Annotated in this window: 30 protein-coding genes and 1 rRNA gene; 25 read left to right on the top strand and 6 right to left on the bottom strand. The window is 43.6% G+C overall.

The genetic code is table 11. The features are described 5' to 3' along the window. The 5 genes from rrf to BLR82_RS06895 form a co-directional block, all read left to right on the top strand. A 5S ribosomal RNA gene (gene rrf, locus BLR82_RS06915) occupies positions 1-93 on the top strand; the annotation flags it as partial. A 79-nt stretch (positions 94-172) separates the two neighbouring features. Further along, complete coding sequence (locus tag BLR82_RS06910) at positions 173-409, top strand: transposase (RefSeq protein ID WP_425440888.1); 237 nt, start codon at positions 173-175, stop codon at positions 407-409. Positions 410-881: 472 nt separating this feature from the next. Further along, positions 882-1,259: a DUF2512 family protein gene (locus BLR82_RS06905; RefSeq protein ID WP_074598202.1), complete on the top strand. Its 378-nt coding sequence runs from the start codon at positions 882-884 to the stop codon at positions 1,257-1,259. A 223-nt stretch (positions 1,260-1,482) separates the two neighbouring features. Then, on the top strand, positions 1,483-2,490 hold the full coding sequence (locus BLR82_RS06900) for an STAS domain-containing protein (RefSeq protein WP_074598201.1): 1,008 nt from the start codon (positions 1,483-1,485) through the stop codon (positions 2,488-2,490). A gap of 11 nt (positions 2,491-2,501) precedes the next feature. Continuing rightward, positions 2,502-2,930 (top strand): hypothetical protein, encoded by a 429-nt coding sequence (locus tag BLR82_RS06895; protein ID WP_074598200.1) that lies wholly within the window; start codon positions 2,502-2,504, stop codon positions 2,928-2,930. Between the two features lie 48 nt (positions 2,931-2,978). On the opposite strand, the gene BLR82_RS20990 is transcribed toward BLR82_RS06895, so the two are convergent. Next, the gene (locus BLR82_RS20990) at positions 2,979-3,119 is read right to left on the bottom strand and encodes a hypothetical protein (protein WP_175486761.1); all 141 of its coding nucleotides are present in this window, start codon (positions 3,117-3,119) and stop codon (positions 2,979-2,981) included. A gap of 85 nt (positions 3,120-3,204) precedes the next feature. Here BLR82_RS20990 and mug point away from each other — a divergent pair, with 85 nt between their 5' ends. From mug to BLR82_RS06880, 3 genes are all read left to right on the top strand, one after another. Continuing rightward, positions 3,205-3,729, top strand: coding sequence for a G/U mismatch-specific DNA glycosylase (gene mug / locus BLR82_RS06890; protein WP_139186915.1), 525 nt, complete (start codon positions 3,205-3,207; stop codon positions 3,727-3,729). Further along, positions 3,720-4,478, top strand: coding sequence for a (S)-benzoin forming benzil reductase (locus BLR82_RS06885; RefSeq protein WP_074598198.1), 759 nt, complete (start codon positions 3,720-3,722; stop codon positions 4,476-4,478). The genes mug and BLR82_RS06885 overlap by 10 nt, the downstream gene beginning before the upstream one ends. Before the next feature lie 394 nt (positions 4,479-4,872). After that, the gene (locus tag BLR82_RS06880; RefSeq protein WP_074598197.1) at positions 4,873-6,825 is read left to right on the top strand and encodes an aconitate hydratase; all 1,953 of its coding nucleotides are present in this window, start codon (positions 4,873-4,875) and stop codon (positions 6,823-6,825) included. Positions 6,826-6,984: 159 nt separating this feature from the next. On the opposite strand, the gene BLR82_RS06875 is transcribed toward BLR82_RS06880, so the two are convergent. Beyond that, the gene (locus BLR82_RS06875) at positions 6,985-7,602 is read right to left on the bottom strand and encodes an NUDIX hydrolase (protein WP_074598196.1); all 618 of its coding nucleotides are present in this window, start codon (positions 7,600-7,602) and stop codon (positions 6,985-6,987) included. Between the two features lie 300 nt (positions 7,603-7,902). Between BLR82_RS06875 and BLR82_RS06870 the strand changes: the two genes are divergently transcribed. Then, positions 7,903-8,031: a YjcZ family sporulation protein gene (locus tag BLR82_RS06870; RefSeq protein WP_074598195.1), complete on the top strand. Its 129-nt coding sequence runs from the start codon at positions 7,903-7,905 to the stop codon at positions 8,029-8,031. Positions 8,032-8,192: 161 nt separating this feature from the next. Here BLR82_RS06870 and BLR82_RS06865 read toward each other — a convergent pair whose 3' ends face one another. Next, positions 8,193-8,741 carry a GNAT family N-acetyltransferase gene (locus tag BLR82_RS06865; protein ID WP_074598194.1) on the bottom strand — a complete coding sequence of 183 codons (549 nt, stop codon included), beginning with the start codon at positions 8,739-8,741 and terminating at the stop codon, positions 8,193-8,195. A 320-nt stretch (positions 8,742-9,061) separates the two neighbouring features. On the opposite strand from BLR82_RS06865, the gene map reads away from it, so the two are divergent. After that, entirely contained in the window at positions 9,062-9,817 is a 756-nt protein-coding gene (gene map / locus BLR82_RS06860; protein WP_074598193.1) for a type I methionyl aminopeptidase, read from the top strand. 108 nt (positions 9,818-9,925) lie between these two features. Further along, positions 9,926-10,702, top strand: coding sequence for a cobalamin-binding protein (locus BLR82_RS06855; protein WP_074598192.1), 777 nt, complete (start codon positions 9,926-9,928; stop codon positions 10,700-10,702). On the opposite strand, the gene nhaC is transcribed toward BLR82_RS06855, so the two are convergent. Then, positions 10,699-12,054: a Na+/H+ antiporter NhaC gene (gene nhaC / locus BLR82_RS06850; RefSeq protein ID WP_074598309.1), complete on the bottom strand. Its 1,356-nt coding sequence runs from the start codon at positions 12,052-12,054 to the stop codon at positions 10,699-10,701. The genes BLR82_RS06855 and nhaC overlap by 4 nt on opposite strands. A gap of 425 nt (positions 12,055-12,479) precedes the next feature. On the opposite strand from nhaC, the gene BLR82_RS06845 reads away from it, so the two are divergent. The 3 genes from BLR82_RS06845 (at position 12,480) to BLR82_RS06835 (ending at position 14,118) form a co-directional block, all read left to right on the top strand. Then, on the top strand, positions 12,480-13,208 hold the full coding sequence (locus BLR82_RS06845) for an AzlC family ABC transporter permease (protein ID WP_074598191.1): 729 nt from the start codon (positions 12,480-12,482) through the stop codon (positions 13,206-13,208). After that, complete coding sequence (locus BLR82_RS06840; protein ID WP_074598190.1) at positions 13,205-13,498, top strand: AzlD domain-containing protein; 294 nt, start codon at positions 13,205-13,207, stop codon at positions 13,496-13,498. Before BLR82_RS06845 ends, BLR82_RS06840 begins: the two co-directional genes overlap by 4 nt. A gap of 68 nt (positions 13,499-13,566) precedes the next feature. Further along, positions 13,567-14,118, top strand: coding sequence for a GNAT family N-acetyltransferase (locus BLR82_RS06835; protein ID WP_074598189.1), 552 nt, complete (start codon positions 13,567-13,569; stop codon positions 14,116-14,118). Positions 14,119-14,320: 202 nt separating this feature from the next. Here the strand turns inward: BLR82_RS06835 and BLR82_RS06830 are convergent, their stop codons facing one another. Beyond that, positions 14,321-15,205: a cation diffusion facilitator family transporter gene (locus BLR82_RS06830; protein ID WP_074598188.1), complete on the bottom strand. Its 885-nt coding sequence runs from the start codon at positions 15,203-15,205 to the stop codon at positions 14,321-14,323. Positions 15,206-15,459: 254 nt separating this feature from the next. On the opposite strand from BLR82_RS06830, the gene BLR82_RS20770 reads away from it, so the two are divergent. The 6 genes from BLR82_RS20770 (at position 15,460) to BLR82_RS06800 (ending at position 21,704) form a co-directional block, all read left to right on the top strand. Next, positions 15,460-15,672, top strand: coding sequence for a hypothetical protein (locus BLR82_RS20770; protein WP_139186897.1), 213 nt, complete (start codon positions 15,460-15,462; stop codon positions 15,670-15,672). A gap of 336 nt (positions 15,673-16,008) precedes the next feature. After that, complete coding sequence (gene wrbA, locus BLR82_RS06820) at positions 16,009-16,605, top strand: NAD(P)H:quinone oxidoreductase (RefSeq protein WP_074598186.1); 597 nt, start codon at positions 16,009-16,011, stop codon at positions 16,603-16,605. 358 nt (positions 16,606-16,963) lie between these two features. After that, positions 16,964-18,202, top strand: coding sequence for an MFS transporter (locus tag BLR82_RS06815; RefSeq protein WP_074598185.1), 1,239 nt, complete (start codon positions 16,964-16,966; stop codon positions 18,200-18,202). Positions 18,203-18,550: 348 nt separating this feature from the next. Beyond that, complete coding sequence (locus BLR82_RS06810) at positions 18,551-18,793, top strand: IDEAL domain-containing protein (RefSeq protein ID WP_026569099.1); 243 nt, start codon at positions 18,551-18,553, stop codon at positions 18,791-18,793. A 149-nt stretch (positions 18,794-18,942) separates the two neighbouring features. Then, positions 18,943-19,776, top strand: coding sequence for a M15 family metallopeptidase (locus tag BLR82_RS06805; RefSeq protein ID WP_074598184.1), 834 nt, complete (start codon positions 18,943-18,945; stop codon positions 19,774-19,776). Between the two features lie 635 nt (positions 19,777-20,411). Beyond that, positions 20,412-21,704 carry an MFS transporter gene (locus BLR82_RS06800; RefSeq protein ID WP_074598183.1) on the top strand — a complete coding sequence of 431 codons (1,293 nt, stop codon included), beginning with the start codon at positions 20,412-20,414 and terminating at the stop codon, positions 21,702-21,704. A 113-nt stretch (positions 21,705-21,817) separates the two neighbouring features. Here BLR82_RS06800 and BLR82_RS06795 read toward each other — a convergent pair whose 3' ends face one another. Then, positions 21,818-22,735: a zinc dependent phospholipase C family protein gene (locus BLR82_RS06795; protein ID WP_074598182.1), complete on the bottom strand. Its 918-nt coding sequence runs from the start codon at positions 22,733-22,735 to the stop codon at positions 21,818-21,820. Between the two features lie 361 nt (positions 22,736-23,096). Here BLR82_RS06795 and fumC point away from each other — a divergent pair, with 361 nt between their 5' ends. From fumC to BLR82_RS06770, 5 genes are all read left to right on the top strand, one after another. Further along, the gene (gene fumC, locus BLR82_RS06790; RefSeq protein ID WP_074598181.1) at positions 23,097-24,482 is read left to right on the top strand and encodes a class II fumarate hydratase; all 1,386 of its coding nucleotides are present in this window, start codon (positions 23,097-23,099) and stop codon (positions 24,480-24,482) included. Positions 24,483-24,786: 304 nt separating this feature from the next. Continuing rightward, positions 24,787-25,623 (top strand): YihY/virulence factor BrkB family protein, encoded by an 837-nt coding sequence (locus BLR82_RS06785; protein WP_074598180.1) that lies wholly within the window; start codon positions 24,787-24,789, stop codon positions 25,621-25,623. A gap of 90 nt (positions 25,624-25,713) precedes the next feature. Next, entirely contained in the window at positions 25,714-25,917 is a 204-nt protein-coding gene (locus BLR82_RS06780) for an alpha/beta-type small acid-soluble spore protein (RefSeq protein ID WP_074598179.1), read from the top strand. Between the two features lie 241 nt (positions 25,918-26,158). After that, positions 26,159-26,362: an alpha/beta-type small acid-soluble spore protein gene (locus tag BLR82_RS06775; RefSeq protein ID WP_026569106.1), complete on the top strand. Its 204-nt coding sequence runs from the start codon at positions 26,159-26,161 to the stop codon at positions 26,360-26,362. Between the two features lie 362 nt (positions 26,363-26,724). Further along, positions 26,725-26,907, top strand: a complete 183-nt coding sequence (locus BLR82_RS06770) for a hypothetical protein (protein ID WP_245693658.1) — start codon at positions 26,725-26,727, stop codon at positions 26,905-26,907. Positions 26,908-26,925 lie beyond the last annotated feature (18 nt).

Genomic DNA, 26,925 nt, shown 5'->3' with positions numbered 1-26,925 from the left:
CACACCTGTTCCCATGCCGAACACAGCAGTTAAGCTCTCCAGCGCCCATGGTAGTTGGGGCTTTGCCCCTGCGAGAGTAGGACGCCGCCAGGCAAACCAACCCCCGTGAATGAGGTTATCCTCATTCACGGGGGTTTTTTTATGATTCACAAATCAACATGTTTCAGAAGAGGTGGATATGAAGACACCTATTCACATGAAGCGAAGTGAAAAACTGTTGTGGAAATCGCCCTCCAAGCTGTTAGAAGAAGAACCACAAAAGGTAGAAAAGCTTCTCCAGAACCATCCGCGTTTAAAAGAGGCATATGTGTTAAAGAACATAGAGGCATTCCGTCGTGTAAGAAAAACGTTCATGGGTTGGAAACATAACGATAAAAGTTTTAAAACGAGATTCCTTTGGAACGAATAAAGCATAAAATTTTATGGCAGCAAGCGGTTAAAAATATCTATAGAGTGAAATAGCGTAGCAGAGGAACTAAGCGAGACTCCTGCGGAAAAACGGACGTCCGAGACCCCACAGCTGGGCTTGCGAGGAGGCTTGGGCGTTCGTCCGCGGAAAACGCGAGTTTAGTTCCTCTGCGGCCGCAGGAAAATAGCTATTTTTGGAGTGAGTCTTTCGATAAAGAGAGAGTGGAGTGAATATTACACTACCACATTTGACAGAGAACCAATTTACTTTTTTGCAGCTGACTAAAGAGGGAAAATAAGTAATACATCGGATTAACCCTAGGTCCTATTTAAAAAAGCCTACCGGTCAATAAGAATTAGCAAATGAGGAACAAAAAATCAATAGTCCAATTTTACTAAAATGTTTATGAAACGTTTATCCTTTCAGGATACGCGGAATAACATTACCAAATACAGATAAAGGAGGTATTTTCATGGAACACGGAAAAGCCCTTGGCATGAAGGCGTTAATGGTCTTACCTATCATGTGGATTGTTATGACGCTGATTTTTGATGTATCTTTTTGGAGCACCACTGTATTGGGAATTATCCTAATTGCAGCAGCGTATGCTCTTGGCGATATGATGGTATTTCCGCGAACTAGCAACATGATGGCTACTCTAGCTGACTTTGGTTTAGCGTTAATTGTGCTTTGGATTGGACTTGCAGTCATCGGAGCAGAAAGTACCTTTTTACCAGCATTGATCTCGGCAGTTGTAATAGCTGCAGGAGAATGGTTCTACCACAAATGGTTAGTGAAAAATAACATGGCGACAATCAGAGAAAGCCGTAAGTTATCCGAAAGTCATTAATAAATTTAGTAGAAGAAGAATAAATTAATAAAATAGCCCTCTGATTCTTAGTGAATCAGAGGGCTATTTTTATAACTCCGGATAAAAAATAACAGAACCATTTTATGAAAAAGTAGAGAAGCAAGTCTTCCAAATGAAGAATAAACGCATTGTTTTGGTAAATCGACAGGAAATGATAAAATTAGGACGCAGGAAATACTGTCTATGAATGGGGGAACGACAGATGAGTGAGTCCGTTTTAGAAAAACATGCTAGTTATACATGGCTCCCTAAAGAGGGCAGCATGAGATTTGAAGGACAGGATGTTATTATATTCTGGATCGAAACGGCGATGAAGTCGTTTGTTGATACAATAGAAGAAGTGTCCGGCAACGCTGCAGCAAACGTGGTGATGGAAACAGCCGGTTTCAGAATGGGCAACATCGTTAGTGATTTCTTTAAACAAGATTGCATAAATAATGTGATTACCTCTTTTCCGGATATTTATGCTGCAGCAGGCTGGTGTGATTTGGAAGTTGTCGATTTTTCAGAAGAGAAAAAAACGGCTGTCATTCGGGTGAGAAACAGCTGGGAGTATAAAGTGAACAAGGTGCAGGGAAAACAGAAAATGAGTACCTTTTTACCTGGGCATTTCGCTGGTACATTGACCGGTTTGTTCGGGCAAAACACCGGTTTTTCGGTGGTGAAAAGCCAGCTGGAAGGGGATGAATATGACGAAATACACTACTATCCTTCCGATGGACATCCAGTCAGGGACATTCACCATTTTACAAGGATAAAGGAGCAAGAGGAGATAAGTCGTCTGGAAAAAATGGTCGAGGAGAGGACGGAAACATTAACCACCCTTGTTAAAGAAATCTCCTCCCCATTGATCCCGGTATTGGACGGGATTGTGGTGATGCCACTAATCGGCAAGTATGATGAGACCAGAGCCGATGATTTGCTGAACAAAACTTTGAAAAGCTTACCGGAATACCAGGCCAACTTTTTAATCCTCGATGTAACCGGATTGGATGACGATTTGGATGCCTACTCGATTTCCCTTCTGCAAAGCTTGACCCATTCTTCTGAATTGCTGGGGACCAAGAGTGCTATTGTCGGCATTTCCCCGCACTTGAGCATGAAGCTGATCGAAGCAAAGGTTGACATGAAAGGGTTGAACTGTTTCTCTACGTTAAAACATGCGATTCACTTTGCTTTGGCCCAGGAAGGGAAACAGATTATTGGCTAAGGAGAGAAATAATGAGTAACGTGAAAATCGAAATGACGGAAAGTCAGTACAAAAAATTGACCGAGCTCGTTTATTTAGGGAATTGGCTAGTAAATGCCCATCGAAACGAAGAAATTACCGACTATGAAGAACTAGAACAATTGGTTTATAAAAATGCAGGGTTAGCCGATATGGTGACATACGATAAAGAGGATGATTTTTACAGTCTCCCACCTGAGCAGGAAGAGAAACTCCATCGTTATATAAAGGAATATGAAGACTATAATTTTTGGGAAGAATTGACTTATCGACTTGCTAACCGTGACTTGTTACGTGAGCTTGGGCCGAAAGGAAAACTGGAACAAAAGGACATAGAAAAAAGGCTGGAACTTGCCGAAGAATACGAGAACGAGTTTATTAAGCATGGATTGAGGAATGTGACCGTCAACAAACCCAGTTAGTAAAGGCAGCGCCCCTTCCAGAGCGCTGCTTTTCCTATAGTGCATCATCTACTCACTCGCTTCAGTCGTATTAAAAAACAATTTTTCATCTTTGTGGGTTGGGGTTCTTCCTTTATCACGATGCTGGTCTTTCCCCATCTTTCCATCTGACTCGTAGCTTTGCTTATACGTTTTCTGTTCTTTGTCCAATTCAAAAACTCCTTTTATGTCGTAGGGTTTCCCTGAATTGATGCTGGTATGCAAACGATTCGAAAGAGAGGAAGTAGTGTCTATGTTGGAACCAATTCCTGACCATTTACGGAAACATTTGAAGGTCCTGTTTGTAGGGTTTAATCCTAGTATTAGGTCATCTGAAACAGGTCATCATTATGCTAATCCAAACAACCGTTTCTGGACCATTTTGTATAGGTCCGGCCTGACCCCTGTTAAGCTTTCCGCACAGGAAGATGCCCGGCTGCTGGAATATGGCTATGGGTTAACAAACATTGTCCAGAGGCCAACAAAGGAAGCTGCTGATATAACGAAAGCAGAGTATCAGCGGGGAAGGTTGGAATTGCTGAATAAAATATCCTATTATCAGCCCAATGTTGTTTGTTTTGTCGGGAAGGGAGTTTATCAGGAGTTTAGTCAGAAACGGCAGATATCTTGGGGAATGCAGGATAATTCCGTAAGCAGCAGGTATGAATTTGTAGCTCCGTCTTCGAGCGGTCTGGTCAGAATGAAACTGGACGAAATTACAGCTATTTATCAAAAATTGGCAGAAGTAGTGAAGAAAGGGGATGATCAACAATGGAATTAGCTATCGTTACGGGAGCATCACGCGGTCTTGGTGCAGCTTTGACTAAAAGGCTTTTGTTGCAGGGAACAAATGTCATCGGAATTTCACGAGAGGAAAATCAGGAGTTGCTGGAGATCGCTAAAAAAAACCAGATTTATTTTCAGCATTATAAATGTGATTTAGCGGATACTCGGGAAGTGGAGAAGGTTTTTAATAAGGTAGCGAATAAGGCATTTGACGGCACCTTTGAAAAGGTTTATTTAATTAATAATGCTGGAGTAGTCAGTCCAATCGATATTGCCGGTAATTATGATACGGCCACTTTGAGCAAACATATCCAAGTTAATCAATTGGCGCCTATGACGACGACCAACATACTGATTGCTGAGGCAGAAAAATCGTCTCTTCCACTAGTTGTTGTCAATGTCACTTCTGGAGCAGCGAATCGTTCTGTCTATGGCTGGAGTGCATACAGCAGTACAAAAGCTGCGATCAATCGATTCACGCAGACGGTCGCTCTCGAACAGAGTGCAAAAGAAACGGGAAATAAAGCTGTGTTGTATGACCCTGGCAAAATGGATACGGACATGCAAGGAACAATCCGATCGTCCAGCGAAGAGCAATTCCAGGATGTAGAGCAGTTTAAGCAATTGAAACAAGCCAATCAGTTACGGGGAGCAGAAATCGTCGCAGACCATCTGGTTTCCGTGTTAAACCTCGGAGTCCGGCTGGAAAGCGGAAAGACATATAGTATCAAGGATGCCAATTAAAAATATCAGCACAAGAAGTAAGAAAAGAATTCTGTAAATGAAAGATGGCAACTTTTCCAACCCTGGCAATGCGAAGCACTCCTCTGCCAACAGTACAAATAAAAGGAAATCGAGCAAAGTATTACCTTAGATGAAAAATAATGAACGGAATGAATTTTAATGCTGAGCATTTGGAATTCGTTCCGTTTTTACTTTGGCCATCACGTTTTTGTCCCAGTTACTTCCTTACATAGTGATCAAGAAAATGTCCGCTTTGAAAAGAAATTTTTCACAGAAGGTTTGAAAGCGATTTAAGTAAGGAAAATGATTTATATAGCATATAGGCAGTTTTCTGCAGTCGAAAGAATGTACATCATGAAACGGAGCGAATTAAATTTGAAGAAAGGAGATATACATGGCACTTAACGTTGCGCAAAAATTAATGAAGGATCATTTGGTATCAGGAAAGATGGAAGCGGGAGAGGAAATTGGATTGAAAATTGATCAAACCTTGACCCAGGATGCAACAGGGACACTGGTTATGCTGGAACTGGAAGCTATGGGAATAGACCGGGTGAAAACAGAAGCCTCTGCCCAGTATGTCGATCATAATCTTATCCAAGTCGACCATAAGAATCCGGATGACCATCTATTTCTGGAAAGTGCAACAAGAAGATTCGGAGTCCATTTCAGCAAACCAGGAAACGGGGTGAGTCATCCCGTTCATATGCAGCGGATTGGGAAGCCGGGAAAAACGATGGTAGGTTCCGATAGCCATACCTGTGCTGCAGGATCAATCGGTATGCTGGCAATGGGAGCAGGTGGGATGGAAGTCGCACTTGCCATGGCAGGCCAGCCTTTCTACGTGAAAATGCCGAAAATCTGGGGTGTGAAGCTTACTGGTGAATTGCCGGACTGGGTAAGCGCCAAGGATGTTATCCTGGAAATGTTAAGAAGGCACGGTGTAAAAGGCGGTGTTGGAAAAATTATTGAGTTTTATGGACCTGGGGTCAGTCAACTTGGTACTATGGATCGCCATGTAATAGCCAATATGGGGGCTGAATTAGGTGCCACTACTACTGTTTTCCCATCTGATGAAGAGGTTCGTAAATTCCTGGAGATGGAGGAACGAGGCGAGGACTGGGTCGAGCTGAAAGCGGATAAGGATGCTTCCTACGATTTAGAAGAAGAAATCAATTTATCGACTTTGGAACCGTTAATCGCCAAGCCTTCCAGTCCTGGAAACGTCGTGCCGGTACGAGAAGTGGCAGGTGAGCCTATTTATCAGGCTTATATCGGATCTTCGGCAAATCCGGGATATCGTGATGTGGCAATCGTAGCGGAAATTCTGAAAGGGAAAAAGGTTTCTAACAGTGTATCCCTGGATATTAATCCGGCATCTCGACAACTCTTGTCCGATATGACGAAGTCTGGATTGCTGTTTGAATTGATCCAAGCAGGAGGCAGGCTGCATCAGGCAGGATGTAACGGCTGTATAGGAATGGGGCAGGCGCCGGCAACCGGTAGAAACAGCCTGCGGACAACACCGCGCAACTTTCCGGGTCGTTCAGGAACCAAGGAAGACTCTGTGTTTTTGTGCAGCCCGGAAACAGCAGCTGCATCTGCCTTAACTGGAAAAATTACCGATCCGCGTGACTTGGATATGGATTATCCGAAGGTGGAGCTTCCCGATAAGCCGACCATTAATAATGAATTGTTGGAGGAGCCGCTCCCTTTGGAGGAAGCTAGAAAAACGGAGCTTGTTAAAGGGCCCAATATATCGAAAATCCCTGAATTTGAAGCACTGCCTGATGAAATGGAATTACCAGTATTATTCAAGGTAGGAGATGATATCTCGACGGATGAAATTTTAGCAGGCGGTGGGCGTGTTCTTCCTTATCGCAGTAATTTGGAGGAAATCAGTAAGTTCACATTCGAAATCTTAGACGGAACTTATTATGAGCGGGCGATGGAAACGAGAGATGCCGGCGGTCATGTGATAATCGGCGGCAGCAACTACGGGCAAGGCTCCAGCCGTGAACATGCTGCTTTGGCACCACGCTATTTAGGATTACGCTTTGTTATCGTAAAGGATTATGCAAGAATTCACTGGCAAAACCTTGTCAACTTTGGCGTGCTGCCGTTAGAGTTTGTTCATAATGAGGATTATGACATGCTCGAACACGGAGATGTACTGCGGGTGAAAAATCTCCACCAGACATTACCGGCTACAAACGCATTGGAGGTTGAAGTGAAAGGGAAAGGACCGATAGAAGCTAAACACTCGCTTTCTAGTCGTCAAATCGATGTCATGCTTCACGGGGGGCTGATCAATTGGGTCAAACAAGGGGAAGCCAAAAATAGTTAGATACGTAAAAACCAAGCATATTCATCCTTCAAAGAAGTGGCTGCCTCACTAGCGGGGCAGCCATCTTTTAAATAGATTTTCCTGCCACTTCTTTTTTAGATCCAGCCACTTTCATTGATAAAAGAGTGTCCTTTCTCTTTGACTATTCTTTTCGGTGATTCAATCGAATCGGCAAGGTGCATTCGGGTCCCTAGCATCCTGGAACAGTTGAATGATTTGCTTTTGCGTGTTCCGCCCGGTTGACAGGGATGGTAGCTGGTTCTCAGGAAAAAAAGCGGCATGGCTTGTTTCCAATCCGCCTGATGGTTTACCATCAAGGAGTTCACATTGAATAAACAATTTATAGACGTGATAAGGCATTGGCGGGTGATCGTGCTGGACGGTATCATAAACGGCAAGCATTCGAACTGGTTTTACTTTTAATCCCGCTTCTTCCATTGTTTCCTTGGCAGCAACTTCACCTGGGGATAGGCCAACATCTCCCCATCCGCCGGGCAGAGCCCATTTTCCATCGGATTTTTCCTGGACCAGAAGAAGTTCCCCTTTTTCCAATACGACAGCTCTTATATCCACTTTAGGCGTTTGATAGCCGGTTTCGTTTGTAAACAAGTCTGTTAATTTAACCAAGGGGATGTCTGTATGGCTGGCGACAATTTCTTTACTGATTTCCCTAAGACGCTGAAAACGCTCTTGATCATATACGTCTTGTGAATAAGCCAGACCAGCTTGTGCCAATGCTTGGATTTCTTTCGCCCAGGTTAGCCATTTTGGCTCCATGTCTGTACCTCCTGTCTAATTCATTTTAAAAACGGCTTCTTTTGTAATAATATTTGCTTTTAATCGAGACCAGTGATAAAAAACTCATTTACCTTCTCCACGTTTGCCTGCCCTGTCTTACTGGAAGAGTACTTATCCAACGCCGAAAAATACCCGCTTTTCCGCAGGGAACATTCTCGCCTCCTGATTGACAATAAGAACTCACTATACTGGTCAAAAACCCAAATTCGATAAATGCCCTTCCGACTTCAGAGAAGCAACATACGCTATAGTACATCGGAAAAAGGAGGGATTGTTTAAATGAGTGGAGGAGCAGGTTACGGATATGGTTCCGGTTTTGCGTTAATTGTTGTCTTGTTCATCTTGCTTATTATTGTCGGGTCATCATGGTTTGGTGGTGGCGGTGGCTACGGCTACGGCGGATACTAATAAGCTTGACCGGTCCATTTAGATAAACCTAATCAATACAGGAGAGCTTCCAAATGGAAGCTCTTGTTTTTACTACGCTGAATTGCAACGGGAATAATCCATTTTTGCTGCGAGGCTCTTCTATAAAAGCAGCTATGCCTCTGGCTTCTCTCACAGTCGCACTAGTCATATATTTTCTTTTCATTTTCTGCATCCTTGTTTTCTTCGTTTAAAAGAAAACAGACCATGTGTACTTCATCGACATATTTATTCTCTTGTTTGATCGCATTTTTTTCTTTTCCGTAACACGTAAATCCCGCTTTTTTATATAAATGCTGAGCTGCAAGGTTATCAGCTACTACGCTAAGTCCTAGTTGTTCTACGCCAATTTCCGCTGCATCCCGTTTTGCTCTCTGTAACAGTTCATGTCCGACTCCGTTTCCGCGGGCGGATGGAGTCACATACATAGCCAGAATGTCTGCTTTATGAGCAACTTTTTCCTGCTCTTTTCGCAGCATGGTGACAACACCGACGAGTTGTCTGTTCATGTATGCACCATATGTATAATTAGAAACAGCCTCGAGTCTTTTGGCTGTCGAGTCAACCGGACTCTCTTTTGTTAGCGCGGCTTGATATGTAGTGAGGAATGCTTCTGGGTTCTCCCGCAAAGCCTCCAGTCTCAACTCCCAGTATTCAGCAGCATATTCACGTCCAAGTCTTTGTACTTCCAAATCAAATTCCTCCTGTTGAAATTAGAGTAGATTTTTAGTCTATCATAGTATTACTGAATGTTGTGAAAATTTCAGTAGTATTTTTCTCGGATCTATAACGGATGACAAAACTATACTGGCTTTCTTTCCACACTTAATGGACAGGTTGTTTTACGCAAGGGAACCGTCATGATAAACTTTATAATGGATAAAATCCCAGCACAGAGATAATTAGCGCGTTTCCTCCTCCTTTCATATAATGCTAATGCCATTGAATTGGAAGATGATTTACCTGCCGTTCCCCTCATGATAAAATGGATGATGTAGAAAGGAAGTCATAGATGATTACACGTAAAAGCAATCGAGAAATTGAAATGATGCAGGAGGCTGGCAAGCTGCTTGCATCCACCCATAAAGAAATAGCGAAGAGAATGAAACCGGGCATAACCACCATGGAAATTGAGAAATTCGTCGAGGATTATCTAGCTGAACATGGAGCAACTGCAGAACAGAAAGGCTATAACGGTTACCAGTTTGCTACATGCGCATCGGTCAATGATGAAATCTGCCATGGTTTCCCTCGTAATGAGGCACTGAAAGACGGTGACATTGTCACCATCGATATGGTAGTCAATTTAAATGGCGGGCTTGCCGACTCTGCCTGGACATATGCTGTCGGCGATGTCGATGAGAAAGGGAAACGGTTGATGGAAGTCACGGAAAAGTCCCTTTACAAAGGAATTGAAAAGGCACAGGCCGGAAGCCGGATTGGGGATATTGGCCATGCTATTCAAACATACGCGGAAGCAGAAGGTTTTTCCGTTGTACGTGATTTTACTGGTCACGGTATCGGGCCAACCATTCACGAAGCTCCTCATATCCCCCATTTTGGTTTGGCAGGAAAGGGTCCGCGTTTAAAAGAAGGCATGGTCATCACAATCGAACCAATGTTGAATGAAGGCACTTGGCACAGTCAAATGGACAGTAATAATTGGACAGCACGGACAACCGACCAGGGAAGATCGGCCCAGTATGAGCATACAGTAGTGATTACTAAAGAAGGGCCGAAGATTTTGACCAGTCAGGATGACATCTAAGAGGAAGCAGTATTTGCTTTCTCTTTTTTTCGACTCTGCGTTGTTTAGCGTGTATAGCTGTCAGGCCTTTTAGAAAATGGCTATTAAGTGATGAGAGGGGGAGACGGTGTGAGAGTTGTTTCTATTTGCCCAAGCAATACCGAGCTGCTTGATTATTTAGGAAAAGTGGATAAATTGATTGCGGTCGATGACTTCTCTGATTATCCGGAACGTGTCAAACAGTTACCCAAAGTCGGTCCTGACTTATCAATTGATGTTGACAAAGTTGCAGCGATGGAGCCAGATTTAGTTTTGGCCTCGCTTAGTGTGCCAGGTATGGAAAAAAATATTGAAGCATTGGATAAACAGCAGGTTCCTTACATCATCCTGAACCCGAATTCATTAGAAGAAATCGCAAGGGATTTGGAGACAACAGGAGCAGCAATTGGGGAGGAAGCTCTGGGGAAACAAAAAGCGTTGCAGTTCAAAAATGAAACCGCTTCCTTTCGGTTGGGTATGGCTTCTTCCTATAGGCCATCTCTATATTGGGAATGGTGGCCCAAGCCAGTATTCACACCGGGAAGAGAAAATTGGCTCACGGAAATCAGCGAGCTGGCTGGTGCCCGGAATATTTTTGATTCGGAAGCAAAGGCAAGTGTACAAACGAATTGGGAAGAAGTAAAAAGCAGAAACCCAGACCATATTTGTCTGGTCTGGGTTGGGATTCAAGAAGAAAAGATGCGTCCGGAATTAATCAAAAAACGTCCCGGTTGGAACGAGCTGGACGCTGTAAGGCAAAACCGGATTCATGTACTTCCGGAGGCGTTGTTCTGCAGGCCATCACCACGACTGCTGCTCGGCCTTGAAAAGCTGAACAAAATACTGATGAAAGAACGAATGTCTTAACGATTTCCTTTTATCAGCATGGTTAGCACAGGGCAAAGCATGCAGAAAAACGCAAATGGCAGGTATGTCAATACGGGGACTCCCAATACATCCGCCAAAAAGACCCCACAGACGCTCCATGGTACGAGCGGATTGATAACTGTGCCGGCGTCTTCCAATGTGCGCGACAGTTTTTTTCTGGCGATACCCTGTTCATCATACACTTTTTTATAGGCCTCTCCTGTCAGAAGAATTGATAAATACTGTTCGCCAATCAAGATGTTTGCACTGATTGCCGTCAACACAGTAGTCAGTGTCACTCTACGTAGACTTGTCAGTTTTGACTGAATCGATTTTAAGAGCGAGGGAATGATCCCAGTTACAAACAGCAGTCCCCCCAATCCCAGAGCTAGAAGTACGAGGGAAATGGTCAAGAACATGGATTCCATGCCCCCTCTGCTCAGAAGGCTGTCGACTGTTTTGATGCCTGTTTCAGCCATGTACCCGGAGTACCAGGTTTTCCAAATGGCCAACCACCCCATGCTCCCGCTCAGGCCGGCAGTCAGTGTCGCTAGCAGACTGCTGGCGGCAATGGTCAAGAATGCCGGAACCTTAAACAAAGTTAGTACCACCAGGAGAAGAAGCGGGAGCCAGGCATACCAGTGCAGCAATCCAGAACCGGAAAGTCCCTGCTGATACTGCTCGAGCTGAGTGCCGCCAATCTGGCGGCTTGGCGATAGGAAAACAAAGATTATGAAAGTGATCAAAAATGCCGGAAGGGTAGTCCAAGCCATGTTCCGAATGTGCTGAAACAAATCGACTTCCACGATGGTGGAAGCAAGATTGGTAGTATCCGAGAGTGGTGACATTTTGTCTCCGAAAAATGCCCCGGATACTATCGCTCCTGCCGAAACGGCTAGTGATAAGTCCATTGCTTCGGCCATCCCGATGAAGGCGACACCAATAGTAGCACTAGTCGTTAAGGAGCTCCCCAGCGCAGTACCAATCAAAGCCGTAACGGCAAAAGCAATGGCAAAAAACCAGGTGCCTCCGATAAGTTGGATACCCGTATGCATTAATACCGGGATAGTGCCGCTCACCATCCAGCTGCTGATCAGGATACCGATCAATAAGAATAGAAAAACGGCACCAATACCAGTTCTTGCACCTTCAGCCATTCCCGACTGCAAATCGGCAAACGGTATTTTTTTCAAAAGACCGTATGTTGTGACAGTCAAGACAGCCAGGATAAGTGGAATGTGCGGAACTGTTTCTAGTTTGATAATAAAGAAACCAATAATGGCGATGACCAGTACCAGCAACATGGCAGCTTCCTGCCATCGCGGTGTCTGTTTGGGATTAATCTGAAACATAAGCATACTCCTTTGGTAGTTTTCAGCTTTTTCCTTGGATTCAGGAAGTTTCCAAGCCATAAGGGGGCGGACAAAAATAAAAAAAGCTCCATCCCTGAAAGGGACGAAGCTTTTACTCCGCGGTACCACCCTAATTGATGAACGAATCCATCCAGCTTTTAAAACTGCCGCTTCTTGCGATCCTGTAATTCAACTTTACCCTGCCCGGGCTTTCACCAACCGCCCGGTCTCTATTGACTGACAGCAGTAAAGTCTACTTCGGAATCTGCGGAAAACTTTTATGGTAATCTGTTTCCGTGAATCATACAATAAAGCTTGTATCACTGTCAACGGCTGTTTATATGGAAAATAGTTGAAACTCTTTCTATTTAACTAGCAATCCGGTATAATGAATGAAAAATTTTTTACATACCGGAGGGCAGCACATGTCATTAAAAGCAGTTGTAAAAACAGAGGAATCTGCTCGTCTTTATATGATCCAGAAAGGGGTTTCCAGAGGGATACCGATTATGCTTGGTTATTTACCGGTTGCACTCACATATGGTGTGCTGGCAAAACAGGCTGGAATGACGATTTTGGAAATCACCTTGATGAGTGTGCTCGTTTTTGCCGGAGCCAGCCAGTTCATGGGGGCCGGGATGATTGCGATAGGCACCGGAGCAATCGAAATTATCATAGCTACGTTTGTACTGAACTTCCGTCATTTTGTAATGAGTTTCTCGTTTATGAACCGGCTCCGTTTCATCGGTTTGCAGTGGAAGGTGCCTCTTTCGCTCGGCTTGACGGATGAAACCTTTTCGGTTGCCTCCATGCACACGGAAGAAGCAAAGCAGGAAAAGGGAATGTATTTTTACGCAGCCTTAATGATAACAGCATATTCTGCATGGGTAGCTGGTTCGTTTTTAGGCGGGGTTCTAGGTGATATCATCCCGGCTGTTTTAAGCCAGAGTATGGGAATTGCATTATATGCGATGTTTATCGGATTACTTTTGCCCAGTGTCAGGAAGGAAATGCGGGTTGGATTGATAGCGGTTATAGCAATGCTGATCAATGTGTTTAGCAGTCAGTTTGTCAGTGATGGCTGGGCGATTGTATTTGGAACGCTTATAGGCGGGTTGTGCGGCGTCTTCCTGCAAAAGGGGGAAAAGCAATGATTTTATTCATTATTCTTGGCATGTCTCTCGTTACCATGATTCCGCGAATGTTACCAGCATATATCGTCGACAAGGTCCATTTTCCAGAATGGATAAACAGATGGCTTAACGCCATCCCTTACGCTGCATTAGGGGCATTGATTTTTCCGGGAATATTGACAGTCAAACCTGATCAGCCGCATCTAGGATTGATCGGCGGGGCAGTAGCTGTCATTTTGGCCTTCTTGGGGCTAAATATCATTCTTGTCGTTATCGGCGCAATTGCGACTGTCTTTCTTCTAACATTTTAAAGAAACAGAAGGAAGGATCTTATCGCCTGATTTATTGAAGTATAGATACAGAAAGAGGGGAAAAAAGGATGTACCATATCAGAAAAGCTGAATTAAAAGATGCAGAGCAAATTGCCAATGTCCATGTGAACAGTTGGAAATCAACGTATTTTGAGCTGATTAATGAAAAAGATATGTCCAATATAACCTTCGAAAACCGGAAGGCCTTGTGGGAAACAATTTTAAAAATGCCAACCTCCGGTCAAGTTGCCTTGGTGGTAGAAAATACGGATGGGGAGATTGTCGGCTTTGTATCAGGAGGAAAGGAACGCACGAAACGTTTTGGTTATGACGGGGAGATATATGCGATTTACTTGTTGGCTGACTATCAACGGAAGGGACTTGGTACCTGGATGCTTGCGGCTTTCACGGAAGAAATGGTGAGGGAAGGGTATCAATCCATGCTGGTGTGGGTACTTACTCAAAATCCATCGAGCAGATTTTATGCTAAACACGGAGCACGGCAAATTGAGAAAGAAGATACAACCATCGGTGAAGGTACTTATCAAGAGTCTGCTTTTGGTTGGAAGGATATCCATGAATTATCGAAAAAACTCAAAAGCTTGGAACAGCGGAGTTAAAAAGAGTGGCTGGGACACTAGGATCGCAATCGATGCTTTCCCAGCCACTTTTAGTGTATTCGTTATAAATTCCGGGGTATGGTCTAGCACCAGCGGGCTTTAGCCTTAAGGCCATAAGCTACTCCGTTGTTTGCAAAATAGTGTCATAGCAGGGGGCTAGACTTTCGAAGTGTGGCGCGTTTTTTGCACAGGTAATTAGATGCTATCTATCTGTTATAGCATCTGGAGCAGGCTCGATATGGATATGGGCATGATTGATATCATGTTTTTCCTGCAGTAATTCCTCTATTCTCTCCGTAATTTCATGACTTTCCTGGACATCGAGAGTAGGTTCTACGTATATCGTTACTTCCACCAATGTCTGATTCCCATGCAGACGACCTTTGATATCCTTTACCTCTTTTACCTCTTCATCACTGGCTATGCTGTTTCTGATCGTTAGAAGTTCCTCTTCATTAAAACCATCTGTCAAGGTATGCGTGGCATCGCGAAAAATATTCCAAGCCGTTTTGCAAATGATAATGCCGACAATCAGACCCGCCGCAGGATCGAGCCAATATAGACCGAACTGAGCTCCAGCAATCCCGACGAAGGCCCCAATACTGACCAGGGCATCTGATTTATTGTCCTGTGCCGCCGCATGAAGGGAGGAACTGTTGATCCTTTGGGAAAGCCGTAAGTTGAAACGATAGACTGCAAGCATCACCACAGCACTGCCTAAAGCTGTCCAGGCAGTAATCATACTTGGTTGATCCAGGGATTGATCGATGATTTTCTGAATTGTATCGAGAATGACCTGAAAACCGACGGTGACCATAATAAAAGCTGCCACCAGGGATGCGATGGTTTCGGCGCGGAAGTGACCGTAATGGTGATCCTCGTCCGGCGGCTTTCGTGATATCCGCAAGCCGATAAGTACGGCAACGGAAGCAACGACATCTGTTGTATTATTAAGCCCGTCCGCTCTTAGGGCGTCCGAGTTTCCGATAGAAGCGATGATTAATTTGGATAGAGCCAGGATCAAATAAGCGGCGATGCTGATCCAGGCTCCCCTTTCTCCTCTTTTTAAATTTTCATATTGACCCATGAAATGATTGCCTCCGCTTCCTGTCGCTTTTCCAGCAAACATAGCTTACCAAATCATACTTCAGTAAGTCTAGAGAAAAAAAGCTTACTCAAGGCACTATAGTTGCCCTAAGGCAATTTAGTTTAATGGAAGAAACGGATGTTGCCAAAAACTTTGAATTGTCCAGACTGCGTAAGATTAATTGTACACATTTGAGGGTAAAGAAATACAAGGAATCATATTATTTGTTTTTATTATATCAAGGGAGTGAGAGCATGTATCGCGAAACGGTTATCATAGAAGGTTTAGTGGATGGAATGCGCTTCTCCAAACCAATTTTACTCTCCTACAATCCTCAACAGGAAACCATCGAAGAGGCAATCATCAATTTTTATAACAGTCAAGCACGAACCTTCGATGAACTCGCTGTCCAAAGAGGATGGGGCGAGTGTTATTGGACATTTCCTTCATACAGTAAAGTAGTTTAATGGGAGGCACGACCAATTTGGTCTGTCTCTTTTTTTTTTGAGTGAATTGGATATAGAAGTTCGTCAACCGAATCAAGGTGGAAACGAGGCAGAGGAATAGGAGAAACGCTCTTCATTCGGTCGGTGAAGGTGGAAACGAGGTAGAGAATCAGGATAAAAGCATATCATTCCATTAAAATATTTGAATCGCGATCGGAATTCCGATTTTTTATTGCCAGTACTGGTCAAAATTAAAGTGAAGCGGCTTATCATCTGCCTGTATAGGGTATAAGAAAAAGTGCATACTCTTGTAGGACAAGAGAATACTAGCAGGTAAAATGGAAAGGAGTATGAAACATGGTAAAAATGGCAATTTTTTATTATAGTTCCACGGGCACCAATTACCAATTGGCACAATGGGCTGAAGCTGCGGCAAAAGATGCAGGTGCTGAAGTCAGGGTCAGAAAAATTAAAGAAACTGCACCAGAAGAAGCGATTGCCCAAAATCCGGCTTGGAAAGAGCATTACGAGGCAACCAAAGAGGTGCCGGAAGCGACCAATGATGATCTCGACTGGGCTGACGGATTCATTTTTAGTGTACCAACACGTTTCGGGAACGTGCCTTCGCAGGCTAAGCAGTTCTTTGATCAGGCTGGAGGATTATGGGCTCAAGGGAAGCTCGTCAACAAGGTAGTAAGCGCCATGACGTCTGCTCAAAATCCGCATGGTGGACAAGAAGCTACGACGTTGAATTTATATACAACTATGTTCCACTGGGGAGCGATCATCGTCGGTCCTGGTTACACAGATCCGGTAACATTTGCTGCCGGTGGAAACCCATATGGTATAAGTGTTAGTGTCGATCAGGACGGCAACATGGTAGAGGATGTGGAAGCTGCTGTGAAGCATCAGGCGAAAAGAACGGTTGAAGTGACCAAAAAGATTGCAGAATAAATAAATATCGGTTTACCAAAAGGGGTGCCCCTTAAGTCAAGAAAAACTTATCGGGCATCCCTTTTCCTTTAGGTGCATTCCGAAAATACAGTTCCGGTGTTAGGTCTACTTCCAGTTTTCTCCATCTTCCGATTAATATTAATCGATGTATTAAACAAACAACTATTTTCCGGTACCGTGCAAGTCATCAAAGGCGAAGATTATACCTCTCAAAGATTAAGACCATGTTTATGTACCCGATTCATTTCTCTTGCTTATGGCATGCTTATTTTCGCCATGCAGCCGACGTTGATTCTTGCATGAAAAAGTGGGACTTAGGAAAACATGAAAGGAGAGTATATTAGAAAGGAACATTGCCATGCACACCACGAACAATCCGCACCAGGAAAGCGAAATACACGAAAAGAGATGGGCAATCGTTTCACTGGCTTCGATTCCGCTAATCATGACGTTGGGGAACTCGATGCTAATCCCGGTATTGCCTTTAATGGAAAAGGAAATGGATATTACCAAACTGCAATCAAGTTATATTATCACGGTCTATTCCATTGTAGCCATCTTTTTTATTCCCCTGGCTGGATTTCTGTCCGATCGTTTTGGAAGAAAGGTCGTGATTGTTCCGTCCTTGATAGTCGTAGGGCTGGGAGGATTGTTATCCGGATATGCTTCCTGGAAGCTTAGTGATCCATTTCCATATATTTTGCTTGGCCGGATCCTTCAAGGAATTGGAACCTCAGGAACTGCACCGATTGTATTGCCCCTAGTTGGAGACATGTTCCGCAGAGAGAAGGATGTGAGTGCGACGCTTGGTCTGATTGAAACATCCAACACGTTCGGCAAAGTGTTGAGCCCTATTTTAGGCTCATTGCTGGCTGGAGTTATTTGGTTTTTACCATTTTGGGCAATCCCTGTATTTTGTGCGATCTCTTTACTTATGATTTTACTATTGGTACGTAAGCCGAAAAATGATAAAAAAGGACCTCCCTTCAAGGAATTCTGGAAGAATACCCGGAAGACCTTCCATAAACATGGGGGATGGTTGTCAGCTGTATTTGCCATAGGTGCGATTCTTATGTTTATTTTGTTTGGTATTTTGTTTTATTTATCAAGTGTTTTAGAGGATCAATATCATTTTTCTGGTATAAAAAAAGGGTTTTACTTAGCAGGTCCATTGGCCGCTCTCTGCCTGGCTTCTTTCACAACTGGAAAAGTGATTAAGGATGACCTGGTGAAGATGAAATGGATAACGTTTTCCGGGATTCTGTTGTCCGGACTTTCGGTAGTTGCTGTCCGATTTTCTGATCAGTTTGTTTATTTATTGATTGTCTTTTTGCTTTGCGGCGTCGGAATAGGAGCTGGTCTTCCATGTTTAGACGCCTTGATCACTGAAAGTATCGAAAAGGGTGTCAGAGGGACTATCACATGTATTTACAGCTCTGCCCGTTATTTAGGTGTGGCAGCAGGGCCGCCGATAATCGCGTTGTTAATGAAGGCTGATTTGACTTGGATGGTAGTCTTGCTTGCTGGCCTTGCTGTCGTGGCTGCTTTTCTTTCCTTTAAAACGATCAGGCCGGAAGCAGATGGAAAAAGAGCATAACGAATAATCGGAAAGCCTGGGAATTGTCCTCCAGGCTTTTTTCATGACAGCATTTCACTGTGGTTCCGCAAAAATCGCTGCCTGCTCATTGAGATTGGAGGCATGGGATACGAACGACGAATGAACGTGTTTACACGATAATCACTTTATCAGTTTGCACTTATTTGTGCGCCTAGGTTAAATTATCATTTAAAGTTTGAAATAAAAGGCTTGTCCCCTGCCAATTAGGCGCTTTTGAACGTTTTACGAGGAAAGAATAAGGGAATTGATTAATAAATATTCAGAAAATTATTGCATTATAACTGATTTTCTAGGATAATAAAAAAAAGGAACAAGGGGGCGTGTTCCATGAAAAAGCATAAAATCAATTACAGATTACAGGCTTTTGGAACCAATAGGAAAAGTAAAATTGTGGCCAGACGTGAAATCTCCTATGAAATTAAGCTTGCTACTAAATTACTCCTTGACGAATTATGTTTTAACTGGAACAAATCACGCTTAGAAGCTCAAATTAACAACTCGATTGATGCAAGTGACAGAGAAGCTTTCCTTTCCTTAAGCGAGCAATATCAGTCTTACGTTAAGGAATAAGCAGTATAGTTGAATAGATAAATCCTTGCCTTTTCTTTTAAAGGGCAGGGATTTTTTTACAGCATTTTTTTCTAAAAGAGCCTTCTCCATTATGTTACACTTAGAAACGTATCGTAGAATACAAACAACCAGAAATGAAGGGGTTTAACATGAAGCGAAAAGCATTATTCATAACGGCCGCCCTTGGAGTTTTATTGCTTGGCTGTCAGCAGGATGAAGAACCGAAGCAAGGTGAAGATACCCAAGCCAGTCAAACGGAATTGGATGATAAGCAAGCTACTGACCAATCGGATTCCCAAGATGGGAATCAGGAGTCCGAACAGGATCAGGCAGGGCAAAAAGGTGACGAAAACAGTGAAAATAGTAGTGGACAACTGGAAAAACCGGAGGACGGGGAAGTGGTTACCGTGGAGGATCCCGAAAGTACGTTAGTGCTTGTCAATAAACAATTTAAGCTTCCGGACGGTTATGAGCCACCCGACCTGATTGCGCCGGATGTGCCGTTTTATTTTGATGAAGATTTAGAAAAACGCTACATGCGCGAAGAAGCAGCGCATGCTTTAGAGGAATTGTTCAGCGGGGCAGAGAAGGCCGGCCTGGATTTGGTTGCTGCTTCCGGCTACCGCTCTTATGGACGCCAGGAAGAAATTTATCAGCAGAACGTCGACAGTATGGGACAGGAGGAAGCGGACAAATTCTCGGCACGGCCAGGCAATAGTGAGCATCAGACTGGTCTGGCCATAGATGTGACATCAGCGGAAATGGCTTTCTCACTTGAGCAATCCTTTAAACAGACCGATGAAGGAGCCTGGCTGGCAGAGAATGCCCATCATTACGGTTTTATTATCCGCTACCCAGAAGGAAAAGAGGATATCACCGGCTACAGTTATGAGCCTTGGCATATTCGTTATGTTGGGGAAAAGGCTGCCAAGGAAATTTACCAACAAGATTTGACTTTGGAAGAATACCTTTTTTCTGAATAAAACAGGGAGACTGGGATAAAAGCATAGAAAACGAACTAGAAACCGAACGATGATTCGAAATCGTTCGGTTTTTTGATTATAAAAAGTAAACGGTTCTACCTTCTCTTAGGAATCGTGCAACGCTCCACTCCGGTTATCTTTAGCATGTGTAGAGCAGACCGCGAAAACATAGCGAAATACGGAGGCTCCAATGGGAACAGCACGAGGTGAAAATCCCGCAAGAAAGCGGTTGGGGCTTTCTGAGGAAGTTGAAGCCGTGCCCGTGGAACGCGTAGTATCTTGCCGTAGCGATACGAAGCATGCATGAAACAACAGGATAAAAAGAGACCATACAAGTAAACCACCCGTTTAGCATCTAGCGTTCGTTCTTTTTTTGGTTTGGTGGCCATGCTTTTGTCCCGGCCTCTTTGCCGTAAATGGGGAAAAGGTTAATGGACATGTACATAAATCGCGTCATTAAGCATAACGAAGTATTGGCTGGTTGTCTTTTTGCGTACTGTTCCTTTTGATTTCTATCGTCAATGAAAGGGATCCTTAGAAAGGATGCAATTTTAGAAAAAACTGACAGAATCTTAACATAAATCGAGCGCTATTCTGTTATGCTTGTTTAAAGAGAATAGGGAGGGAGAAGCTGGATGAAAAACAAACGGGTGCGCAGCTGGTTGTTTTATGATTGGGGAAATTCCGCTTTCGCCACTACGATCATGGCAGCTATCTTACCAGTGTTTTATTATGACGTGGCTGCACAAGGGCTTCCGGAAAACACGGCAGCTAGTTACTGGGGCTATTCCCAGTCATTGGCGGTATTGCTTGTGGCGGTGATGTCTCCAATCCTGGGAGCGATCAGCGACTATTCGGCAGCCAAAAAACAGTTTTTGCGTTTTTTTGCCTTTATGGGAATGATTGCAAGTGTGCTTCTGGCTTTTGTCGGTGAAGGCGACTATTTATTTGCTTCAATTCTTTTGATTGTCGGTACCATCGGGTTTTCAGGCGGAAATGTGTTTTATGATGCCTTTTTACCGGAAATAGCAGAGGAAGATAATATCGACAGCATATCGACCAGGGGATTTGCCTACGGTTATATTGGTGGCGGACTGTTACTGGCTATAAACGTTCTGATGCTACTCAAACATGATTGGTTCGGCATGCCTGATCAGGCGGTAGCAAGTCGTGTTTCCTTTGCCACAGTTGGACTTTGGTGGTTTGTTTTTTCGATTCCGCTCTTCCGGAATGTACAGGAGGAAAAGAAGCATCAACAGCAGCGCAGTCAATCCTACGCAATGATTGGTTTCAAGCGGGTCGCAAGCACGTTCAGGGATTTAAAGCAGTATCGTCAGCTCTTGGTATTTTTGTTGGCCTTTTGGTTATATAATGATGGCGTTTCTACCATTATCAAAATGGCCACCATTTATGGAAAGGATATCGGTATTGATACCAATTCGCTGATAACAGCGCTTTTGATCACACAGTTTATTGGCATTCCTTCCACATTCTTTTTTGGCTGGCTTGCCGGAAAAATCACGCCAAAGAGGGCATTGCTGATTTCCCTTTACACCTATGTGGCCATCGTTATTTTAGGATTTTTTATGGTTTCTGCTCTTCATTTTTATTTACTGGCGATTTGTGTCGGATTGGTTCAAGGGGGAGCACAGGCATTGAGCCGCTCGATTTACGGTAGGATGGTACCAGGAGACAGACATGCGGAATTTTTTGGCTTCTATGGAATTTCTTCTAAATTCGCTGCCGTTTTTGGTCCGTTTCTGTTTGGGATTGTCGGACAGTTAACTGGTTCCAGCAGGTTCGGGATTTTTTCCTTGCTGCTTTTCTTTATAGCCGGTATTGCCCTGTTGCAAATGGTGAATATAGATAAAGGGATTGAGGAAGCGAACAAACAGACGAACGATGATTTAAAAGTGGAAGTACATTGACTGAATTAGTGATGGGAAAAAGTCCGGCAGTATTAAAACGGTAGGACTCTAACTACTGCCGGATACCCAGTTCAAGTGGCTTCTCATTCCTGTGTCAGTGAACAGGTGCGAATTCAAATGATTGGATCGCTGAATTGATTGGTCACCCCTAAGTGAAGGGCCTTACCGGTATCGTAGGATATGTCATCGATCAATGTTCGCAACTTTTCTTTGGTTGATTCTAATGGATTGTTCCAATAACCAACTACTTCATTCATGATTTCGATCCCTTCGAGCCTTGCCTGTTCGAACAATTGCCAAAAGCTTTCCCGGGAAGGCTCTTGTGTTGCCGGGTGGTACCAGGTGGAACCCGATTCATTGAGAAAATCAGCACGATTTGTCACCGGCCGATGGGAATAAGCAGAAACGAGTGATGGAAACAAAGCGTTTTTCCAGCCATAAGGATCATAAAGCAGCCGCAGAGCACGTTTCATGTCACGATAAGCAGACTCCACATATTGACTTCCGAGGTCCTCAGACAGGTCTGGGTAGTGTTTGTTGATCAACTTTGTCAGTAACCCAGATATGTCATTGCCCAGACGGCTCCCGGTATCTAATTCCTTGTGAACAGGAGCTTTCCAAGTTTTTAAATGACGCATTTTCTCTCCGATCAATGTATCGATGATGATTTCTAAGCGCTGATGATTACTTCCTTGATACCCTGCTTTGTAGTGGATATAAGGATGGGCATTTCGGTCAAGAATATGATGGGTGGCAAATCCGAATACATAGGCTTGTACAGCAAGTGTTTTGTCCTTTGCTTCTGTGATGAGATCGATCAGGAAATCACCACATTTTTCCGTATGCAAAAGGGTACCTATTTGGTTTACATGTGAAGATTTTTTCCACGGCCAAAAATCGTGGTAAAAAAACGGGTCGGGTCCTTGTGCACCAATTTTCATATATGTATCCTGCTGCATGAATGGATTTTCTACCGTCAAAGAATCAGCGACTTCTTCGCAAAACAAAATATGAGTCCAACTGTTTGGCATTTCATTTCCTCCCTGGCAGGATTAAACTGTTCGCAAGCTATTATATCGAATGATCCGGTAAAAAAGAATGACTATTCTGCGAAAAGATTGTGTCGATTTCAGGACGGTTGGAAGATAAAGAAAGAGAGCCGTGCTGGGCAGGCTCTCTTTCACCACTTATAATCGCGAGCATAAACGAAGAAACGATATCCTGAAAAGTCTCTCCCTTCGCTTGCTTTGTCCCCATTTTATCATGGAGTTAGAATAGAATAAATAGTTAGAAGATTAAATCCTTATATTGGCAGCAGCCCGTCGGTTTTCTACATTCTTTGAAAATTTGGTACAATGAAGAAGAACTATATTCAAGGGAGGATGTCTAACGATGGATTATCGGATCGAAAAAGATACATTGGGAGAAATGCACGTTGCGGCTGATAAATTTTGGGGGGCACAAACGCAACGAAGCAAGCAAAACTTTCCAATTGGCTCGGAAAAAATGCCACAGGAAGTCATTGATGGCTTTGCAGTTTTGAAAAAAAGTGCTGCAATGGCTAATCGTGACCTCGGCCTGCTGGAGGAAGATAAAGCGGAAGCAATTGCATATGCGGCAGACAAAATTATGGCAGGGGAACTGAAGGAACACTTTCCGTTAGTTGTATGGCAGACAGGAAGCGGCACGCAATCGAACATGAATGTTAATGAAGTAATTGCCTATGTGGGAAACCAGTGGTTGGATGAAAAAAATAGTGAATACAGGCTACACCCGAACGACGACGTTAATAAATCACAAAGTTCGAATGATACATATCCCACCGCTTTGCATATCGGGGCTGTGCTCAAATTAGAGGATACTGTACTCCCTGCGCTTGACACCTTGAAACAAACATTAAAAGAAAAAATGGAAGCGTTTCAGGATATTGTGAAAATCGGCAGGACCCATTTACAGGATGCCACTCCGCTAACGCTGGGACAGGAAATCAGCGGTTGGCACCGAATGCTTGAAAAGTCAGAGGCAATGCTGGTCGACAGTATTCGCTATGTAAAAGAACTGGCCATCGGTGGTACAGCAGTGGGTACAGGGTTAAACGCTCATCCGGAATTTTCAGAACGCGTCTGTAAAAAAATCAACGAGTATACTGGCAAGGATTTTGTGTCTGCTCCAAATAAGTTCCATGCGCTGACGAGCCATGATGAATTGGTTCATTCGCATGGCGCATTGAAAGCTTTAGCAGCAGATATGATGAAGATTGCCAATGATGTACGTTGGCTGGCTAGTGGTCCGCGTTGCGGCATCGGGGAAATAACCATTCCGGCAAATGAACCAGGGAGCTCGATTATGCCGGGAAAGGTAAACCCTACGCAAAGCGAAGCGGTTACCATGGTTGCAGTCCAAGTAATGGGCAACGATGCGGCGATCGGCTTCGCTGCCAGTCAAGGCAACTTTGAACTAAATGTTTTCAAACCAGTTATCGCCCATAACTTTATTCAGTCGGCGCAATTATTGGCGGACAGCATGCTTTCATTTGATGAGCGCTGTGTAAAAGGTTTGGAGCCCAATCTTGAAAATATCGAGAAAAATTTGAAGGATTCACTTATGCTGGTAACGGCACTGAATCCGCATATCGGGTATGAAAATGCGGCAAAAATCGCCAAAAAAGCTTTTGCTGATAATACAACACTAAAGCAAGCAGCGGTTGATTCTGGTCTGTTGACCGCAGAGCAGTTTGACGAATACATCAACCCAAAAGAAATGACTTATCCAAAGTAAACTAAATAAGCGAGCGGGACAAAAGATAGTTCTCAAAAAACCGAACGATTCGAAAGGGCACAAGCTTTCGTACTCGTTCGGTTTTTTCAGTTTAATTCCTGTGATAATAACTTCAAAAATAAGAAGGGCTTTCTGATTTTTGAACTGGGTGGTCCCCCGTTGCATATTTCATGTTATGTTTTTTTGCAATCAGCCTTACCTTATTCTTATTGGTCTAATTGATGAAGGTGGAAAAAATGATTGAATGGTTTTTTTATCGGGGATATACCAAGCAAGGATATGTTTCTGATAGGAGGATAAGGTAATGAGTAAAGTGATTGAATACGGAAAACAACTTGGAAAAGAATTTAAAAAAGATGATGCAACCACTTTGGCGGCAGCCCAGGCATTTTATTATCTACTTGCAATTGTACCTTTATTGATATTGCTGTTGTCAATTCTTCCTTACTTGTCAATCGACCCTCAACGAGCGGTAGGCTTTGTGGAAAATGTTGTTCCCTCAGAAATTGCAGGCACCTTTGAAGATACTGTCGTTAATGTCGTCAGTAACCAGCGTGGCGGTTTGCTGACGGTCGGTATTTTGGGGACCCTTTGGTCTGCTTCCAAGGCTGTCAACGCCTTTATCGATGCTTCCAACCATGCGTATAACGTGGAAGAAACGCGATCTTTTATCAAAGTGAAATTATTATCACTCGGATTAACATTGGGAATGGTGCTTGCGCTGGCAGTGGCACTGGTTCTGCCTATTTTCGGCGGCGTTCTGCTTGATTTTGTCAATTCGTTGATTCGATTACCGAGCGGAACAGAAGTGCTGATTAATGTATTGCGTTGGGTGATCAGTATTGTCGTGATGATTGTGATTTTAACAGCAATGTACTGGTTGGCGCCTAACATTGATTTTCCTATTCGGCAAGTAGTCCCCGGAGCCGTTTGTGCAGCTGTGTTATGGCAAGTCATTTCTTTTGGTTTTTCCTTTTATTTGGGTAACTTCGGCAACTATTCAGCTACTTACGGTAGTCTCGGCGGCGTAGTCATTCTCCTGCTTTGGTTCTTTCTGACAGGGTTGACACTAGTCATTGGTGCAGAAATAAATGCCATTTATCACCGGAAAAGACGGACGCGTGAAGGCGCAAGTTCTTAAGCATTTACAAGATAACGCTGAATTACCAAAGTTTTCTCCTGATAATCTGACGATTTCTGTTCCATACTAGGTTTACAGGAGGTGATACACATGGCAAGCAACAACTCTAATCAATTACTAGTGCCTGGTATCGAGCAAGCATTGGATCAAATGAAGGTCGAAATCGCACAAGAATTCGGTGTTAATCTTGGCGCTGATACAGTCTCCCGTGCTAATGGTTCTGTAGGTGGAGAAATCACCAAGCGTCTGGTAAGAACTGCACAACAGCAAATGGGCGGTTCACAACAATTTTAATTTCCCCCTCTGACAATTTTATAATATGGCTGTGGAGGCACTTGTTATAAGTGCCTCCTTTTTCAATGTAAGATAAAAAGCTAATTGTATCGGGTGCTGTTCTTCCAACCCTTGAGAGTACGGAGGAATGCTGGGCACCTCCTAATGGATAGTCTCTTCCTTCGCATGATATATTTACCAAACAAGTGGATAAATATTATCTGTCCTCCCGTAAATAATAGGGTTACAGGAGGTGATACACATGGCAAGCAACAACAACAATCAATTGCTAGTTCCAGGAGTAGAACAAGCTTTAGATCAAATGAAAGTCGAAATCGCACAAGAATTCGGCGTTAACCTTGGCGCTGATACCACCTCTCGTGCCAACGGATCTGTTGGTGGAGAAATCACGAAACGTCTTGTAAGAACTGCCCAACAACAAATGGGTGGTACTCAACAATCATAAGTGAATCAATAATGGCAGGGAGAGACACCTAATCAGGTGTCTCTCCTACTTACTTTTCAGGAAATTTTAAAGATGCTTTTCATAGGAGTGTTGCTCCCCCCCCCTAACTTTATTTAGTCCGGGTTTTTGTCTGTTTAGAGCGAAGACACCCTCTCAAGCAAAGACATTTCTGTCATGTTGAAACATTCTGTTAATGGAATGAACAATCAGGAGAGAATAATACCAAAGTCTTTTTAAAGGAATATCTGGAAGAGAAACGGTACACGTTATACTTGGAAGGGAGATAACTGATCATGTATGCTTGTCCACTTTGCAATGGTATGAGAACGGTTCAAAGAGCGTGCTCAGAGTGTGGGGGAGAGATGACCGATCAAGGGAAATTGGTTGACTTCATGGGGGATTATAGTCCGTATCTCGATATTGAAATCGCCAAGACTGTCGATGGAGTAAAAGATTCCAGGAGCAGTCATACTTGTGTCCATTTATTTCAGTGTTTAGGCTGTGATACGCAGAAAACGGAAGTAATACAGGAAGTTGTGAAGTAATAAAAATAGAGCAACAAG

It is taken from the genome of Sediminibacillus halophilus, assembly GCF_900103695.1.
Taxonomy (GTDB): Bacteria; Bacillota; Bacilli; order Bacillales; family Amphibacillaceae; genus Sediminibacillus; species Sediminibacillus halophilus.
This window is presented reverse-complemented; position numbering and strand designations above follow the sequence as displayed.

What these genes read in the sequence shown, in the direction of transcription:
- BLR82_RS06815 (WP_074598185.1), top strand. Translation starts at nt 16,964, where the DNA reads ATGCACACCACGAACAATCCGCACCAGGAAAGCGAAATACACGAAAAG.
- BLR82_RS06770 (WP_245693658.1), top strand. Translation starts at nt 26,725, where the DNA reads ATGACCGATCAAGGGAAATTGGTTGACTTCATGGGGGATTATAGTCCG.
- BLR82_RS06805 (WP_074598184.1), top strand. Translation starts at nt 18,943, where the DNA reads ATGAAGCGAAAAGCATTATTCATAACGGCCGCCCTTGGAGTTTTATTG.
- BLR82_RS06875 (WP_074598196.1), bottom strand. Translation starts at nt 7,602, where the DNA reads ATGGAGCCAAAATGGCTAACCTGGGCGAAAGAAATCCAAGCATTGGCA.
- BLR82_RS06830 (WP_074598188.1), bottom strand. Translation starts at nt 15,205, where the DNA reads ATGGGTCAATATGAAAATTTAAAAAGAGGAGAAAGGGGAGCCTGGATC.
- BLR82_RS06800 (WP_074598183.1), top strand. Translation starts at nt 20,412, where the DNA reads ATGAAAAACAAACGGGTGCGCAGCTGGTTGTTTTATGATTGGGGAAAT.
- BLR82_RS06810 (WP_026569099.1), top strand. Translation starts at nt 18,551, where the DNA reads ATGAAAAAGCATAAAATCAATTACAGATTACAGGCTTTTGGAACCAAT.
- BLR82_RS06885 (WP_074598198.1), top strand. Translation starts at nt 3,720, where the DNA reads ATGGAATTAGCTATCGTTACGGGAGCATCACGCGGTCTTGGTGCAGCT.
- BLR82_RS06905 (WP_074598202.1), top strand. Translation starts at nt 882, where the DNA reads ATGGAACACGGAAAAGCCCTTGGCATGAAGGCGTTAATGGTCTTACCT.
- BLR82_RS06880 (WP_074598197.1), top strand. Translation starts at nt 4,873, where the DNA reads ATGGCACTTAACGTTGCGCAAAAATTAATGAAGGATCATTTGGTATCA.
- wrbA (WP_074598186.1), top strand. Translation starts at nt 16,009, where the DNA reads ATGGTAAAAATGGCAATTTTTTATTATAGTTCCACGGGCACCAATTAC.
- BLR82_RS06895 (WP_074598200.1), top strand. Translation starts at nt 2,502, where the DNA reads ATGAGTAACGTGAAAATCGAAATGACGGAAAGTCAGTACAAAAAATTG.
- BLR82_RS06780 (WP_074598179.1), top strand. Translation starts at nt 25,714, where the DNA reads ATGGCAAGCAACAACTCTAATCAATTACTAGTGCCTGGTATCGAGCAA.
- BLR82_RS06900 (WP_074598201.1), top strand. Translation starts at nt 1,483, where the DNA reads ATGAGTGAGTCCGTTTTAGAAAAACATGCTAGTTATACATGGCTCCCT.
- BLR82_RS06845 (WP_074598191.1), top strand. Translation starts at nt 12,480, where the DNA reads ATGTCATTAAAAGCAGTTGTAAAAACAGAGGAATCTGCTCGTCTTTAT.
- BLR82_RS06870 (WP_074598195.1), top strand. Translation starts at nt 7,903, where the DNA reads ATGAGTGGAGGAGCAGGTTACGGATATGGTTCCGGTTTTGCGTTAATT.
- BLR82_RS06840 (WP_074598190.1), top strand. Translation starts at nt 13,205, where the DNA reads ATGATTTTATTCATTATTCTTGGCATGTCTCTCGTTACCATGATTCCG.
- map (WP_074598193.1), top strand. Translation starts at nt 9,062, where the DNA reads ATGATTACACGTAAAAGCAATCGAGAAATTGAAATGATGCAGGAGGCT.
- BLR82_RS06785 (WP_074598180.1), top strand. Translation starts at nt 24,787, where the DNA reads ATGAGTAAAGTGATTGAATACGGAAAACAACTTGGAAAAGAATTTAAA.
- fumC (WP_074598181.1), top strand. Translation starts at nt 23,097, where the DNA reads ATGGATTATCGGATCGAAAAAGATACATTGGGAGAAATGCACGTTGCG.
- BLR82_RS06775 (WP_026569106.1), top strand. Translation starts at nt 26,159, where the DNA reads ATGGCAAGCAACAACAACAATCAATTGCTAGTTCCAGGAGTAGAACAA.
- BLR82_RS06835 (WP_074598189.1), top strand. Translation starts at nt 13,567, where the DNA reads ATGTACCATATCAGAAAAGCTGAATTAAAAGATGCAGAGCAAATTGCC.
- BLR82_RS06795 (WP_074598182.1), bottom strand. Translation starts at nt 22,735, where the DNA reads ATGCCAAACAGTTGGACTCATATTTTGTTTTGCGAAGAAGTCGCTGAT.
- BLR82_RS20770 (WP_139186897.1), top strand. Translation starts at nt 15,460, where the DNA reads ATGTATCGCGAAACGGTTATCATAGAAGGTTTAGTGGATGGAATGCGC.
- nhaC (WP_074598309.1), bottom strand. Translation starts at nt 12,054, where the DNA reads ATGTTTCAGATTAATCCCAAACAGACACCGCGATGGCAGGAAGCTGCC.